Here is a 13,689-nt window from a genome sequence, read left to right as displayed (position 1 = left end):
CTTGCATCACTCGATCAGTGGCCACCCTGAAAACGCTCAGTGATCGAGGAACTACAGCGAAGCCGCCGATCTCCCACTGAAGGGTAGCGTGTACGTCCTTTGAGGAACGAAGCAGTAGTTCTCACCGAAAGCCAATGGCCTGCAATACATTGGGGTAAGCGGCTACGAAGTCTGCATTTTGCTCGGCGGTGCCTACCGTAACGCGTATCCCTTCGCCCGCGAAGGCGCGCACAATGAATCCTCGTTGCTCAGCCTCGTAACCGAAGGCTGCAGCTAGATCGCCAATAGGAAGCCATATGAAGTTGCCCTGGGAATATGGCACCTCGGGCGTATGAAGGCGCACCATCGCAAGCAACGCATCTCGCTCAGCGGCAATTTCAGCCGCCCTCCGGCGCATCTCTTCTTCTTGGCTTAGAGCGGCGACTGCGGCTGCCTGCCCGATCCTACTAACGGAAAACGGAAGAATACATTTTTGGATGCCCCGAGCAAGGTCTGGACTACTATACGACCAGCCCACTCGAAGTCCTGCAAGACCCCAAGCCTTGGAAAATGACCGCAAGATAATAAGGTTCTTCACCCTAGAGGCGAGTGGCAAGGTATCAAAATGGGGGCGTGGGTGAATAAATTCGCGATATGCTTCGTCCAGCACAACAAGTACACTGGGAGAGACGCTTGCCAAGAACGTTTCGATCTCTCGTAACGGCATGTATGCACCCGTAGGATTACTTGGATTGCAAATTATGATAACTCGAGTTGCTGGAGTGATTGCTTTGAGTACTCCAGCCAAATCGTGGCCGTGATCCGCGGCTCGGGGAACCGGAATCGGCTTGGCTCCCGCCATCGTGGCAATTAAGGGATATGCCTCGAAGGATCTCCACGAGTACACGACCTCATCATACCCAGAGCAAGTTACCCCTTTCACAATTGCTTCGATCAATGCGGCCGAGCCGTCTCCTACACACAGCCCCTCAGATATCAGCCCATAGTGATGCGACAGAGCGTCGACTACAAGGGCGTTTGTCATGTCAGGATAGTAATGCAGCTTTCCCAGTTCTGCCTGCACGGCCTCAGCCACACCGGGAAGTGGAGGGTAGTAGATCTCATTAGTGTCCAGTTTGGCCACACGGTGCAGACCCAAATTCTTTGCTACAGCGTTCGGGTCAGGAATTTTCTGATAGCTGGAAAGTTGGTTTACTTCATCACGGAAATAGTTACTCATTTTCGCCGCCAGTTTCGTAAATTACTTGCCTTTAAAGCCGGCGATAGTTTCTACGCGATCACCCACGGGGGGAAGAACGGTCGAATCAATCATAACTTCAATCACTCCTGGCTCGCCAGTTTTGAGCGCTTCCTGCACTGCATCTTGTATGGCCTGGGGCGCGTCGACCCGCCAAGCCCGCAATCCCATGGCCGAGGCGATTTCAGAAATGTTCAGTGCTTCTTGGCAAACAGGTCCGCGCCTGTCCTGTCGGGCGCCTGACTGAAGCGGGCGACCGCCGGATACCACCGGCCCGGGTCGTCCGGTAGGTCGCCGGTGGCCTCACGCTGATACCGGGCAAGCAGCGCCGCGCCCGCGCGGATGCTCTGCCCGGCATCACTCTGCAGCAACTTCGCGGGCTCGTGGACGAGTTCGGCCGCCTTGTCCAGCGAGTGCAGCCGGGGGTCACCCGTGTCGACGTGCTCGTCAGAGAGGCTGGTGAGCGCGCGTTGAGGGTTGAAGTGCTTCTCGACGGCCGGGTCACCGCTCATGTTGAGATGCGTGAGCCGGTGTTCGCCGGTCTCCTCGCCGTCCTCTACGTCGGCGGGCATCACCCGGGTTAGACCCATGACGTTGTACGCGCCGGTTGTGCTCGGCAGCCCGCCGTGGCTCTCCCAGCGCGTCTGCCGGTACGAGACCGCCATCAGCACGCTCTGCGGAACGTCGAACTCCTGAGCGGCTTCCTTGAACTGGGTCTGGAGCTTGAGATTCGGAGCCAATCCCTTGCCGTCCGTCCGGCGCGGGAACTCGGACGATGCCATAGCGAGGGTGCCCACGGCGGCGGTGGCGACCACAGCTGAGGCGACACCGTAGACGATCAGCTTTTTCCTGCGGTCCCTGCGGTGCTTCTGTCTCAACGCCCACCCCGGTCAATGTGATCTTCGGACTCATCAACCGCAGCGCTGTGACGACGGGCTGCACGGCCCCGCTACCGGAGATATTTGCTGCCATCGCCGCACCAAGGCTGCAAGGTATCCACCCCCATTAGCACCAAAGGCGAGCAGGCGTTACTCAACTGCCGCCTACGGTGCCGTGATCCCAGCCACAGTCCATGCGTTTCGAGGAGGTTGTGGGCGATGAGGCTGCAGAAGATGCAGTGCTCCGGCACCCGGCGATCAATCCAGGTCCCACCGACAGTGTTGAGTAACCCCTCGGCCACCCTGGCCTGGAAAAAACACGCAGCGTCCGCCATCATCAAGCGCTTCGAGGTGCTGGTCGACGGGTCCGCCGCGGGCCACCGCAAGCAAGACCGCCACCTTCACCGTGCGGACAAGCGCAGAAGGTGACTTGTGCGCCGCTCAGCAGGTGATGGTAGCCGCGGAAGAGTGCGCCGCCACCGTCGGCTCGGCCGATTGCCTCGAAGCTGAGTATCGCCGAGGTCAAGGCCCATTACGGCATGTGGCCTGGGGGCACATCCAGGCCTGGATCTCTTTGCCCTCGGGGCTCAGTCCAGTGCGGTCGGCGTGTTTCTCGCATGCGACTGCCGCGTTCGCGTTGCCTCGTCGGCTGGTGGGAGTTCTCCGCCCGATTGTTCAGGTACTTCGACTGCCGGTGCTCCACCGAGGGCATGGGCTACCGGTGTGCAGCGCCGTAGCTGCGGAGCTTGCCGCACCAGCACTCGCGGCACCCGCCGCTGCTCCTCCATCAGCTTGACCATGAACCGCCTGGCGGCCTTGGCTTTCCGCCGGGACTGGACCAGGATGTCCAGGACGTTGCCGTCCTGGTCCACCGCCCGCCACAGGTACCGCCACTCGCCGTTGATCTTCACGTAGACCTCGTCCAGATGTCACTTGTCGCCGGCCTTCGGCCTCCGGCGGCGCAGGCCGGCCGCGTACTGGGGCCCGAACTTGGTGCACCACTGCCGGACGGTTTCGTGGGAGACGATCACGCCGCGGGCGAGCATGAGCTTCTCGACCTCGCGGAAGCAGAGCGGGAAGCGGTGGTACAGCCACACGCAGCGGGACATGACCTCCGCCGGGTACCGGTACCCCTTGTACGACGGTGTCGCTCCGGCCTCCACGACAACCCCTCTCAGATGTTCACGCCCCATTGACCCACAGCTGCCGTGTTCGGGGAGGAGGCTCGCTTCAAGTGAGGTATCAACTACCTAGCTCTTCAGGGGTGAGGCGATCGTCCTCCGGGACATAGTGGGACCCGCCCAAAACTCAGAACATGACCTATGTGTTCGAGAAGCGGGGGACTTCAGGAGAGTTTCATCAGTGACCACCAGCATCGAACCTGTCCCCCAGCCCCGCCCTGGTCACGGCCAGGAGGGATTGGAACGAATGGCCGTTCTGCCGTCGATCGCCATGATGGGCACCGCGCATCACGCCACCGGCGAGGAACTGCTGGCTGAGCTGCGTCCTGGCAAAGTGTTCATGATGGGTGACAACCCTGCTCTGCCCCCGATGCCCGAGCGTCCGACTCTGGCGGACTTCTTCCGGCTGCGCCTTGAGCCCTTCACCGCCCGGCATATGCTGCACAGCGCCCGCCGGGCCCGAGACTTGGGGCTGAACGAGGAGGTGGTGCTGGCCTGTCTCCTCCACGACATCGCTGTGGGCGGCCTGCTGCGCAGCCACCATGGACACTGGGGCGCCCAGCTGGTGGCCCCTTACGTCTCCGAGAAAGTCGCCTGGGCTATCCGCCAGCACGAGATCCTGCGTTTCTTTCCCGACCCGTCGGTTGGCTACGACTACCCCGAGGCATACCGGACCTTCTTCGGCCCGCAATACGCCCCACCCGCACACATACACAGTGCCTATGAGCACATTCGTGCACACCGTTGGTACATGACAGCGCGTCTGGTCACCCTCAACGACCTGTACACCTTCGACAACGAAAACGACATCGACATCGCCGAGTTCGAAGACATCATCGGCCGGCACTTCCGGCAACCCGATCAGGGCCTGGGCTTTGATGGCTCACCGGTCGCACACATGTGGCGCACCATGATCTGGCCTAACAACTTCCTGTAACGCGGCCAGGGCGGTGCCTTCCGGCAGTCGGCCGGCTTGCCGGACACGGGCGCGGAGCGGGCCCTGGTGCGGGAGGTGGAGCTTGAGGGGCCCCGAAGTTTCCGGACAGGGACCCAATAGGGTTGTCCTGAACAGGAAACGAGGAAGAAGTGGCGCCACCCAGTAAGTACTCGCCATAGTTCCGTGAGGAAGCAGTCCAGATCGCGTTGAGGTCAAGCAAGACGATCTCCGAAGTTGCCCGGGAGCTTGAGCTGAACTCGGAGACGCTACGCGGCTGGGTGAAGAAGCACCAGAAGCAGCAGGAACCGGCTCCCGATGCAGAATTCACGGTGAACGAGCGGGTACGCCTGAAGGAACTCGAACGGCGGAACCGTGAGCTGGAGATGGAAAACTCCTTCCTGAAAAAATGCGCGGCGTACTTCGCGAAGGATCCCCGGTAGCAAGCAAGTACAGTTCATCGATGAGATGCGGCTCGACACTGCGGAGTGCGCATACAGCGTCGAGTTCATGTGCGGCAGACTCGGCGTCTCCAGATCCGGCTACTACGACTGGCGATCCCGCCCGGAATCCGCGACGACACAGCGGCGCGAGGAACTGAAACTGCTCATCAAGAAAGCCTTCGACATTTCCGACAGCACCTACGGCCACCGTCGCATCCAAGCCCAGCTGCACCGCTGGGGCATCAGCGTCGGCCTGGAACTGGTCCGCCGCCTGATGCGCGAGCTGGGACTTGAGTCCTGCCAGCCACAGCCGAAGAGGTTCAACCTCACCAAGGCCGCGGCCGGCCAAGTGCCGGACCTCGTCGGCCGCAACTTCACCGCGGACGCACCCGGCGAAAAGCTCGTCGGTGACATTACTTATATCGGGACCGGGGAAGGCTGGCTGTACCTCGCGACGGTAATCGACTGCTGCACGAAGGAAGTCATCGGTTACGCGATGGACGACCACTACCAAACCCCACTGATATCCAAGGCGATCCGTAACGCGGCACGGAACAGGAACCTCTCGGCCGACGCGATATTTCACTCGGATCGCGGAAGTAACTACATGTCAGCCGAGTTCGGGAGGACGCTGGACCGGTTCGGGCTCCGCAGATCTGCCGGCCGCACCGGGATCTGTTTCGACAACGCCATGGCCGAATCATTCTTCGGCGCCCTGAAGAACGAGCGCGTATCAAGGGTGACTTACCTGACCCGCGAGGTCGCCCAGCAGGACATCACTCGCTACATCGAATTCTGGTACAATCGCAAACGCCTCCACTCGGCGGTGGGGTACCGCCCTCCACGCGAAGTCCATGCCGAGTACGAGAAGTTGCGAATCGCCGCGTGAAATAAACGGTCAGAAGCCTGTCCGGAAAACGCGAGGCCCCTCAGCTCCCGGTCCCCGAATCAGTTGACGGTTGAGTGGAGGCCTTCTCAGCTGGCATGATCATCCGTCTGGCCGGATCGTTGGAGGGGCTGCTCGTGGACGCGGTGTCGTACCGGGGGTTCCGCTTCCCGCCGGAGGTCATCTCCCCCTGTGTGTGGCTGTACCACCGGTTCACCTGAGTGTGCGCGACGTCGAGGAGTTGATGCTCGAGCGCGGCATCGAGGTGGCTTAGCTCGGGCGGATTCAAGCGGTCAGTGCAACGAGTCCTGCGAGATGAGACAGTCGCTGATCACAGGAGGATCCGGATGCAGGGCAAGCATGGTCATATCAGCCGGGAGCAGAAGCAGCTCGCGCTCAGGCTGTATGCGAAGGGCTGGCGGCTGGTCGACATCGCCCGCGAGATCGGCTGCAGCGCGCCGATGGTCGGCGTCATGGCCCGCAGTGGACGGCATCTCGATGCGAAGCCGTTTGGTTGGGGCCTCGTCCCGGCTGCCTGACGATCGACGAGCGTGAGCAGATCCTGCTCGGGCTCCATGGCGGCGATACGTTCACCGCGATCGCCCGTGACCCGGCCGTGGCCGCCGCGGCCCGGGCCTGACCGCCTGGACGGTCTCCCCCGCTGGTTCCGTCCCGTCATCGCCGACACCAGTGACAGGGACCTGACGCTGTTTTGAGATGTCAGACCGGCGTGTCATGTCGCGCACTCCGCCGAGGTCCAGCGATGCGTCGCTGTTGGGGCTGCAGGGTTGTCCCGGCCCCAGCCGGGACAACCCTGCGCCTGACACCTCCGGGGAAACCTGGTGCCCATCACAGATGATCACGGGATTCCGTCTTTTGGGTGAGTGATCACTACTTCATCTGCGATCACGGCCTGGTCCGCGATCGAGCGTGCTCCTGACGATCGGTCAGGCACCCACCCCGGCAAGGCGCTGACCAGCACAGACATCGAAACTACAACTGCCGTGCCGGACCGGCTGAGTCGGTGCACAAACGGCAGCTGTAGTTCTTGATCACGGTTGGTGACAGTGGTGTCGTTGCTGGTGGCAGGCGGTCGCGACGCCTTGGTGGTGGCGGGCGCCGCCAGGCAATCCGGCAGGACGTGCTCGCGGTCGCGGACGGCAGTGGCCGTGAGGGCAAGGACGGCGGCTTCAGGGAGAACAGCGACCAGCGCATCCAGGAGTTCCTACAGGTGTGCAACTGGCGATCACTGATTACGCCTGGGTCGTGGTTTTCTGCCTGAGGCGTTCGTGGGGTGTCTGGCCTCCGAGGCCGCCGTGGGGACAAGGGTAGTTGTAGTCCCGTTGAAGACCTCGGCACCGTCGACGATGACCGAGTGGCCCCGAGACGCTGTAGGAGACGTGGAACTTCCTGCCGATCAGCGTGGCCACCCGCGAAGCCGTCCCATACCTGGTCCTCCACCCAGCCGTGCGCGGCCGGACCCTGCTCCAGATACGCGGCCAGCTTCTGAAGACAGCGCGGGGACAGACGGCACCGCGACCCGCCCGGGCCGCGAGAGGCCAGTGCCTGCACACCGCCGTCCCGCCACAACTGCTGCCACTGGTAGACCGACTTCCGGCTCACCCGCAGCTGCCGCGCGACCTCCGATGGCTTGACCTTCCGCTCGAACAGCTCGGCCGCCTGCAGCCGCACAGTCTCCCGGCGCCGGCGTCCCGCGGCAGTCAGCCCGCCCCCATCCGCATATCTCACACACCCCGGAATACGGCCACCGATCCAACCTCGTCAGGGACTTGGCCGAAGTTCACCCTGACGAGCCGATGTCAGTAACGGACCACGGCCGGTGCCCTGGGCGCCCACTGTCAACGGCCACTCAGTTCTGGCTCTGTCGCGAGTTTGGTGAAAGAGCCCGTTTGGATCTTGGTCAGGTGGTGAGGGCGGGGTTATCGCAGCATTTCTTGTACTTGTGTGTGGAGCAGGGCGATTGCAAAGTCGCGGTGATCTCGTGAGTGTGCTGGTCACGGCAGTGTGACGATGTCGGGAGGGCGCGCGACCGGATGCAACGAAGCTCCGTTGTGGAGGTGACCTTCCCAAGTCGCCGTCCCGCAACGGAGCTTCGATGTGCCGCCAGTCTGCCACCGTCTGCCTGGTCAAGTCGCCCACCCGTCAGCATGGTGCGACGGGTCTGCTGGCCGGGCGGCTGCGGGCACTTGCCGATCCGCGGTGCCGGCGCGGAAAGCGTCACCCCTTCGTGGCAGTACTGCTGATCGCCTGCTCCGCCGTGGTCACCGGTGCGAGGAGCTTCGTGGCGATCGACGAGTGGGCGGCTGACGCGCCGCAGGACGTCCTGGCCCGGCTCGGTGCCCGTACCGCGACCGACCTGTCCGTACGTGTCCCGCCCAGCGGCGCGACCATCCGCCGGGTCGTCAAGGACACCTGCCCCGGCGGCCTGGCCGACCTCCTCGGCCATGACCCGGCCAGCACCGACACCCTCGCCGTCGACGGCAAGAGCGCCCGCGGCTCGCGCCACGGCACCACCCCGGCCGCGCACCTGCTGGCCGCGATGACCGGCACCGGCATGACCGTCACCCCGCTCAGGATTCCCGAGAAGACCAACGAAATCACCTGCTTCGCCGCCCTACTGGACCCCTTTGACCTGCAGGGTGTCACCGTGACCGGCGATGCTCTGCACACCCAGCGCGAGCACGCCCGCTTCCTCGTCGACGTCAAGAAGGCGCACTACGCCTTCACCGTGAAGCGGAACCAGAAGAACCTCTACGAGCAGCTGCGGACCCTGCCCTGGGAGCAGGCGGCGGCGAAGTTCTACGACCGCACCACCGGCCACGGACGTAAGGAGACCCGGGTCGTGCAGGCCCTGACCGTCACCGGCCTCGGCGTCGACTTCCCCCACGCCGCCCAGGCCGCCAAGGTCGTACGCCACCGCACCGACACCAAGACCGGCAAGCAGAGCCGGGAAACGGTCTACGTGATCACCGACCTGACCAGCCGCCAGGCGTCTCCCGAACGGATCGCAACGATCTCGAGGGCGCACTGGGTGATCGAAAACAGGCTCCACTTCGTCCGCGACACCGCCTTCCGCGAAGACGCCTCCAAGATCCGCACCGGGCACAGCCCGGAGAACATGGCCACCCTCCGCAGCTTCGCCATCAACCAACTCCGCGACGCCGGCCACACCAACATCGCCGCCGGACTCCGCACCACAGCCCTCCGCCCCTACGAACGCCCCCTGGACCTCATCGGGCTTAACTGACCTGCAACGATCCGGGATCAGACGACTTTGCAATCGCCCTGGTGTGTGGAGCCGCACCAGCAGGGGGTGTTGCGGGGCGGAGTCCATGGGGTGGCCTGGCCCCGGGCTGCGAGGTCGGCGGCGTAGTGGGCTCGGGTGTCCCCGTCCCCGGGAGCGAGGTTCTCCTCGCGGGTGAAGGACTCGAAGTCGGTCACAGTGCCGTGCGCGATGCCGAGGTGGGGTTCGCTTTCGTTGGACAGGCATTGCAGCATCTGCTCGATGTGGCGGATGTGTTCGTGGTGCTCGGTGCCGTAGTGGTCGGCCAGCTCGGGCCATGTGTCAGCAGCTGGGCGAACTCGTCAGGGCTCCAGAAGAGTGCGCAGGTCAGGTGGGGCCGGGAGAGGGCAGAGCGGCGGGCTTCGACCTCGCGGGACAGTTTCTCGATCGAGGCGATCAGGGCTTGGGGATCCTTGCCTGCTGCTTCTCGCAGTTTCGGGTTGTGGAGGTCGTCGAGGGTGCTGGTCGCGCGAAGTTGTGCCGGGCGGTTGTCGTAGCGGTCGTGTGCGAGCTGGTCGAGGTCGTCGCAGGGCTGGCCGAGGCGGCGCCTGACACGGTGGCGGCTGATGATGAGCATCTCGATGCCGTTGCCATCTGCCGCGTCGTGGACAGCGTCAACGGAGAGAGGGGCGGTGGGGCCCAAGAGGTGGGTCCCTCCGGCGGTGAACCAGTCCGCAGCATCGTGGAGGTGGTCAGCGACCTCGAGCATCTCCGCGATGATCTCCCAAGTGACGGCATGGGCGGGGTGCCGGCGACGCAAGGCTTCGGCGGCTTCGCGGGCCTCGTCGGTGCGTCCTGCATTCCAGAGCGTGTCGATGCGGAAAGCCTGGATGAGGTGGGGATCTCGGCAGTTGGCGTCCAGCACCTGCTGGTAGAGCGCGAGCGCGTTGTCGTGCTGGCCTGCGCGGCTGTAGAACTCTGCGGCCTCGGTCAGGAGTTCTTCCTGGTCCTGGGAATACTTGCGGGCCAGCGCTTCCAACTCTTCGGCTTGCAGGGCATCAGTCCGCTCGACGAGGACGGGCAGGCCGTGTGCGGGGCGGCGCTTGCGGGACATACGACCACACTATCGGCGGAACTCAGCCGGGGCGGTGCGTCGCGCAGTCGGCTGAGGACTCAGAACGGGCGGGGATCACGGCCCGCATCCGCCGTGGCTGGAGCCGGAGCGGCCGAAGATCATCCCGCACCGGCCAGCCAACGTGACAGCGCCCGTTCCGCTGTTCCGGGCCGCTTCTCCTCCCCATCCCCACCAGCCGACGGCGGCAGCCCTCCACGGCGAAGCAGCTCCGGACCGCGCCGTCCGCGTGGCCGCCACGCGCGCTGACAGAGCCTGCCCGCCGCACTCGTCATAACAGGACGACTGTTCCCGGGTCAGCTTGTGGCGCGCGTCCGGCCACGGGCCACTGCCGAGCGAGCGGGCGGAACGCCAGCGGGCCAAACTCACTTCCCGCTCTCGGCCGCCCCGTATACGCGAAGCGAGGTCATCCTCAGTATGGCTCGCCCCAGCACAGCAGGGTCGGGGCAGGTCAGCTGAGCCCGCGGGCTGGCCGCCGCGCCGTTACGGACACCCGAGACCGTGCGCCCCGCGGCCGGTTGTTGAATGGCCGCAGGACGCGCCACGGGTTACATAACACGCCCTGGTTGTCATCCTGGCAGGTCGGACACCGGGCTGCCGGGCCCGGGCCAGAACACGGCGTGAGGACACCGCTGAGCCGCATACCAAACCGTACGAGCGTCAGGCAGCGGCGTAGATTCACGTCCATGCGGGCCCCGGCCCGGCCGCCGCAGGTGAAGTCGGGTTGTCACTCGGCTGCAACTCGACGGGCCGGGCGTCGCCTCATCTCAGAAGGCGAAGCGACTCCGGGGTGAGGGTCGGCTGCGGGGGAACCTCGCCGCGACAACTGGTCTACCTGCGACGGGATGCCTGGGCGGCGGCCAGCAGATTCCGGATCTCGATGATGTGCCTACCGGTGCGCATCGCGATCCGGGCTGCCGACTCCCCACCTTGGTATGCGGCCACGATCGCCGCGGTCAGGTTCCGGCGAGCCGTGTGGACGGCTTCCTGTGCATCGTGCAGTGCCTGGGCTGCCGTCTCCAGCGTGTGCTCCTCGCTCGTCATACGGTCATCGTGCCAGCCAGGGTGCAGGGCCGGTACGGTGGGCGTATTGCGGTGAGCGGACGGCAAAGAGGGTGGCGGTATGGCGGGCGAGACGCTGGTGACGGTGGTGGGCAACCTGACCGCCGACGTGGAACTGCGCTACACCAACTCCGGTATCCCGGTGGCCGGGTTCACCGTGGCATCCACCCCCCGCGTCTTCGACCGTGACCGCAATGAGTTCGTCGACGGGCAAACCCTTTTCCTGCGCTGCTCGCTGTGGCGACAGGCCGGCGAAAATGCCGCGCAGTCGCTGGCCAAGGGGATGCGTGTCATCGTTCAGGGCCGCCTCAAACAACGCACTTACGATGGCAAGGAAGGCCAGCGCCGCACCGTCCTTGAGATCGACGTCGAGGAAGTCGCCGCATCCCTGGCGCATGCGACCGCGACCATCACCAAGACCTACCGCCCAGGAATGCCCGCCCAGGGCCAGCCCGCCCCAACGGCCAGACCCGACTCCGCTCCAGCACAGTCGCCGTCGAGCCCGGCTCCCGCGGAACCGCACCCATTCTGACCAACAGCTGACCAGTCCCAGAACGCCTGACACGGATCGTCCAATAGGGCCAGAGCATCGTCCAGAGACCTGGGCCCTTGCCCCAAGGCCGGGTAGCTACTCTATCGCTGGGCACGGTGTTGCAGTTCGCTGAGGACCTGACCGATCGGCAGGCCGCGGCGATGGCGGTGGGCGATTGATGGGAAGTACGCGTTCGGGATGGAGCTGGAGGACACCGGCTTCGATTTCACGGTGTTGTCAAAGTTCCGTGCCCGCCTGGTGGAACACGGCATGGAGCGGGTCCTCTTCGAACGGCTGGTGGAGCACTGCCGGATAAGGGGCTGGTGGCGGCGGGCGGGAAACAGCGCACCGATGCGACCCATGTGATCAGCGCGGTCAGGGACTTGACCGGCTGGAGCTGGCCGGGGAGAGCGTGCGGGCCGCACTTGAGGCTCTCTCAGCGGCTGCCCCGTCCTGGCTGGCCGGCGTGGTGGACGTGCCCGAAATCGCCCACCGTTACGGGCAGCGGGTCGAAGGCTGGACGCTGCCAGCCTCGAAGACCAAGCGGGAACGGCTCGCTGTGGTGTTCGGGCAGGGTCACGTCCCCTGTGATGGTGTAGGCGATCAATCCTCCGTAGTGTTCGGGGTGTTGGGGAGTGCATGGGTGGTGTGGTCGGCGTGTTCGGCGGCGTAGATGGCAGTCATGCTGCCTTCGGACAGGTAGCGGCGGGGGAAGGCGATCCATTCGTCGTGCATCTCGCTGAGCACGGCGGTGACCAGCCGCTCGAGGGCGGCCGGGTTGGGGAAGACCTGCACGACGTCGGTGCGGCGCTTGATCTCGCGGTTGATCCGCTCCAGGGGATTTGAAGACTGGATCTTCTTCCAATGCGAGATGGGAAAGGCAGCGAAGGCGGTCAGGTCCTCCTTGGCGTCCAGGAGCATCTGCCTGACCTTGGGAAACTGCTGCCCGAGCATGTCGGCCACCGCATCGAGTTGGTGATGGACGGCTTCGGCGGTGGGCTGGATGAAGATGGTGCGGATGGTCGCCGCGACCATTTCCCCGGATTCCTTGGGGATCACGGAAAACACATTCCTCAAGAAATGGACACGACAACGCTGCCAGGCGGCACCGAGCATGACCTTGCGGATCGCTGCCACCAGGCCGCTGTGACTGTCGGAGATGACCAGACGGACCCCGCCCAGGCCGCGTTCGCGCAAGGAGCGCAGGAACTCGCTCCAGAACGCTTCGGTCTCGCTGTCACCGACCATCACACCCAGCACCTCACGGCCGCCGTCCTCACTGATGCCGGTGGCGATGACCACGGCCTGGGAGACGATCCGGTGGTTCACGCGCACCTTGCAGTAGGTGGCGTCCAGGTAGAGGTAGGGGAAGCGGCTGTGATCCAGGGGCCGGCCGCGGAAGACCGTGAGCTGTTCGTCCAGGTCACCGCAGATCCGTGAGACCTCGCTCTTGGAGATTCCGCTGTCCGCGCCGAGCGCCTTGACCAGGTCGTCGACCGAGCGGGTGGACACCCCGTGCACGTATGCCTCCATGATGACGGCGTAGAGCGCCTGGTCGATGCGGCGCCGCCGTTCCAGCAGGCTGGGGAAGAAGCTGCCGCTGCGCAGCTTCGGTATCGCCAGGTCCAGATCGCCGGCCTGGGTGGCCAAGGTCTTCTCCCGGTGGCCGTTGCGGAAGGCGGTGCGGGCTTCGGTGTGCTCGTTCCACTGGGCGCTGATCCGGCCGCTGAGCTCGGCCTCGATCAGCTCTTGCAGCATGCGCTCGGCGACGTTGCGGACGAGCTCGATCCCGTCCGCCGTGCGTAGTGACTCCAGCAGGCGTTGTAGGTCAGACTGGGACAAGGCCATCGGGCACCTCCAGGGTTGAACTGGCCGTTCACCAGGGAGATTTGCACGGTGGCCTGCCTCATGCGCAGGGAGCGGAGACCGTCACCGGATGCACGCCCCGGGCACCCGCCCGCGCACACCCGCACGGTGATCGCCTACACCATCACGCGGGACGCCATCTCGGGCAGGACGCGCTGGCGGGCCTGGCCCCTTGATTCTGGACACACGAGACACTGGATCCTGAGGATCTGAGAACGGCCATCTCCTGGTCATGAAGAACTATCCGCCGCAGTTCAAGCTGGACATCCTTTGCAAGGCCGCCAAGTATTTCGC

Annotated in this window: 15 protein-coding genes and 3 pseudogenes; 9 read left to right on the top strand and 9 right to left on the bottom strand. The window is 64.5% G+C overall.

Features of this window, described 5'->3' with window-relative positions; genetic code table 11:
* Positions 1 to 121 precede the first annotated feature (121 nt).
* The 3 genes from OG985_RS46160 to OG985_RS46150 are packed head-to-tail and all read right to left on the bottom strand — an operon-like array spanning position 122 to position 2,052.
* Positions 122 to 1,219, bottom strand: coding sequence for an aminotransferase class I/II-fold pyridoxal phosphate-dependent enzyme (locus OG985_RS46160; RefSeq protein ID WP_371666649.1), 1,098 nt, complete (start codon positions 1,217 to 1,219; stop codon positions 122 to 124).
* A 21-nt stretch (positions 1,220 to 1,240) separates the two neighbouring features.
* On the bottom strand, positions 1,241 to 1,408 hold the full coding sequence (locus OG985_RS46155; protein ID WP_371666650.1) for a hypothetical protein: 168 nt from the start codon (positions 1,406 to 1,408) through the stop codon (positions 1,241 to 1,243).
* Between the two features lie 23 nt (positions 1,409 to 1,431).
* On the bottom strand, positions 1,432 to 2,052 hold the full coding sequence (locus tag OG985_RS46150) for a hypothetical protein (protein WP_371666651.1): 621 nt from the start codon (positions 2,050 to 2,052) through the stop codon (positions 1,432 to 1,434).
* Positions 2,053 to 2,334: 282 nt separating this feature from the next.
* Here OG985_RS46150 and OG985_RS46145 point away from each other — a divergent pair, with 282 nt between their 5' ends.
* Entirely contained in the window at positions 2,335 to 2,544 is a 210-nt protein-coding gene (locus tag OG985_RS46145; RefSeq protein ID WP_371666652.1) for a hypothetical protein, read from the top strand.
* A 190-nt stretch (positions 2,545 to 2,734) separates the two neighbouring features.
* On the opposite strand, the pseudogene OG985_RS46140 reads toward OG985_RS46145, so the two are convergent.
* Positions 2,735 to 3,308: pseudogene (locus OG985_RS46140) on the bottom strand (IS6 family transposase); the annotation flags it as partial.
* 169 nt (positions 3,309 to 3,477) lie between these two features.
* Between OG985_RS46140 and OG985_RS46135 the strand changes: the two are divergent.
* The 5 genes and pseudogenes from OG985_RS46135 to OG985_RS46115 all read left to right on the top strand — a co-directional run.
* Complete coding sequence (locus OG985_RS46135) at positions 3,478 to 4,233, top strand: hypothetical protein (protein ID WP_371666653.1); 756 nt, start codon at positions 3,478 to 3,480, stop codon at positions 4,231 to 4,233.
* A 206-nt stretch (positions 4,234 to 4,439) separates the two neighbouring features.
* Positions 4,440 to 4,673 (top strand): transposase, encoded by a 234-nt coding sequence (locus OG985_RS46130; RefSeq protein ID WP_371666654.1) that lies wholly within the window; start codon positions 4,440 to 4,442, stop codon positions 4,671 to 4,673.
* A 25-nt stretch (positions 4,674 to 4,698) separates the two neighbouring features.
* Positions 4,699 to 5,562, top strand: coding sequence for an IS3 family transposase (locus OG985_RS46125; protein ID WP_371666655.1), 864 nt, complete (start codon positions 4,699 to 4,701; stop codon positions 5,560 to 5,562).
* Between the two features lie 95 nt (positions 5,563 to 5,657).
* The gene (locus tag OG985_RS46120) at positions 5,658 to 5,780 is read left to right on the top strand and encodes a hypothetical protein (protein WP_371674712.1); all 123 of its coding nucleotides are present in this window, start codon (positions 5,658 to 5,660) and stop codon (positions 5,778 to 5,780) included.
* A gap of 126 nt (positions 5,781 to 5,906) precedes the next feature.
* Positions 5,907 to 6,163 (top strand): annotated as a pseudogene (locus OG985_RS46115) (helix-turn-helix domain-containing protein); the annotation flags it as partial.
* A 775-nt stretch (positions 6,164 to 6,938) separates the two neighbouring features.
* Here the strand turns inward: OG985_RS46115 and OG985_RS46110 are convergent.
* A pseudogene (locus OG985_RS46110) lies at positions 6,939 to 7,245 on the bottom strand (transposase); the annotation flags it as partial.
* A 430-nt stretch (positions 7,246 to 7,675) separates the two neighbouring features.
* Between OG985_RS46110 and OG985_RS46105 the strand changes: the two are divergent.
* Positions 7,676 to 8,827, top strand: coding sequence for an ISAs1 family transposase (locus tag OG985_RS46105; protein WP_371666656.1), 1,152 nt, complete (start codon positions 7,676 to 7,678; stop codon positions 8,825 to 8,827).
* 17 nt (positions 8,828 to 8,844) lie between these two features.
* On the opposite strand, the gene OG985_RS46100 is transcribed toward OG985_RS46105, so the two are convergent.
* The 3 genes from OG985_RS46100 to OG985_RS46090 all read right to left on the bottom strand — a co-directional run bounded on the left by OG985_RS46100 (position 8,845) and on the right by OG985_RS46090 (position 10,979).
* Positions 8,845 to 9,021: a hypothetical protein gene (locus OG985_RS46100; protein WP_371666657.1), complete on the bottom strand. Its 177-nt coding sequence runs from the start codon at positions 9,019 to 9,021 to the stop codon at positions 8,845 to 8,847.
* Entirely contained in the window at positions 9,018 to 9,917 is a 900-nt protein-coding gene (locus OG985_RS46095) for a hypothetical protein (RefSeq protein WP_371666658.1), read from the bottom strand. The genes OG985_RS46100 and OG985_RS46095 overlap by 4 nt, the downstream gene beginning before the upstream one ends.
* Positions 9,918 to 10,766: 849 nt before the next feature.
* Entirely contained in the window at positions 10,767 to 10,979 is a 213-nt protein-coding gene (locus tag OG985_RS46090) for a hypothetical protein (RefSeq protein ID WP_371666492.1), read from the bottom strand.
* A 79-nt stretch (positions 10,980 to 11,058) separates the two neighbouring features.
* Here OG985_RS46090 and OG985_RS46085 point away from each other — a divergent pair, with 79 nt between their 5' ends.
* On the top strand, positions 11,059 to 11,529 hold the full coding sequence (locus OG985_RS46085; RefSeq protein ID WP_371666493.1) for a single-stranded DNA-binding protein: 471 nt from the start codon (positions 11,059 to 11,061) through the stop codon (positions 11,527 to 11,529).
* A gap of 198 nt (positions 11,530 to 11,727) precedes the next feature.
* The gene (locus OG985_RS46080) at positions 11,728 to 11,895 is read left to right on the top strand and encodes a hypothetical protein (RefSeq protein WP_371666659.1); all 168 of its coding nucleotides are present in this window, start codon (positions 11,728 to 11,730) and stop codon (positions 11,893 to 11,895) included.
* Between the two features lie 237 nt (positions 11,896 to 12,132).
* Here OG985_RS46080 and OG985_RS46075 read toward each other — a convergent pair whose 3' ends face one another.
* Positions 12,133 to 13,377: an IS256 family transposase gene (locus OG985_RS46075; protein ID WP_371666661.1), complete on the bottom strand. Its 1,245-nt coding sequence runs from the start codon at positions 13,375 to 13,377 to the stop codon at positions 12,133 to 12,135.
* Positions 13,378 to 13,689: the final 312 nt, after the last annotated feature.

The sequence above is a fragment of the Streptomyces sp. NBC_00289 genome (assembly GCF_041435115.1).
GTDB lineage: Bacteria > Actinomycetota > Actinomycetes > Streptomycetales > Streptomycetaceae > Streptomyces.
The sequence above is the reverse complement of the archived record's forward strand: the minus strand, read 5'-3'. Positions and strand labels throughout refer to the sequence as shown.

Bases quoted from the DNA above. Each gene is read 5' to 3' on its own strand.
- OG985_RS46090 (WP_371666492.1), bottom strand. From the start codon at position 10,979: ATGACGAGCGAGGAGCACACGCTGGAGACGGCAGCCCAGGCACTGCAC.
- OG985_RS46105 (WP_371666656.1), top strand. From the start codon at position 7,676: ATGTGCCGCCAGTCTGCCACCGTCTGCCTGGTCAAGTCGCCCACCCGT.
- OG985_RS46095 (WP_371666658.1), bottom strand. From the start codon at position 9,917: ATGTCCCGCAAGCGCCGCCCCGCACACGGCCTGCCCGTCCTCGTCGAG.
- OG985_RS46075 (WP_371666661.1), bottom strand. From the start codon at position 13,377: ATGGCCTTGTCCCAGTCTGACCTACAACGCCTGCTGGAGTCACTACGC.
- OG985_RS46160 (WP_371666649.1), bottom strand. From the start codon at position 1,219: ATGAGTAACTATTTCCGTGATGAAGTAAACCAACTTTCCAGCTATCAG.
- OG985_RS46155 (WP_371666650.1), bottom strand. From the start codon at position 1,408: ATGGGATTGCGGGCTTGGCGGGTCGACGCGCCCCAGGCCATACAAGAT.
- OG985_RS46145 (WP_371666652.1), top strand. From the start codon at position 2,335: ATGAGGCTGCAGAAGATGCAGTGCTCCGGCACCCGGCGATCAATCCAG.
- OG985_RS46085 (WP_371666493.1), top strand. From the start codon at position 11,059: ATGGCGGGCGAGACGCTGGTGACGGTGGTGGGCAACCTGACCGCCGAC.
- OG985_RS46120 (WP_371674712.1), top strand. From the start codon at position 5,658: ATGATCATCCGTCTGGCCGGATCGTTGGAGGGGCTGCTCGTGGACGCG.
- OG985_RS46080 (WP_371666659.1), top strand. From the start codon at position 11,728: ATGGAGCTGGAGGACACCGGCTTCGATTTCACGGTGTTGTCAAAGTTC.
- OG985_RS46125 (WP_371666655.1), top strand. From the start codon at position 4,699: ATGCGGCTCGACACTGCGGAGTGCGCATACAGCGTCGAGTTCATGTGC.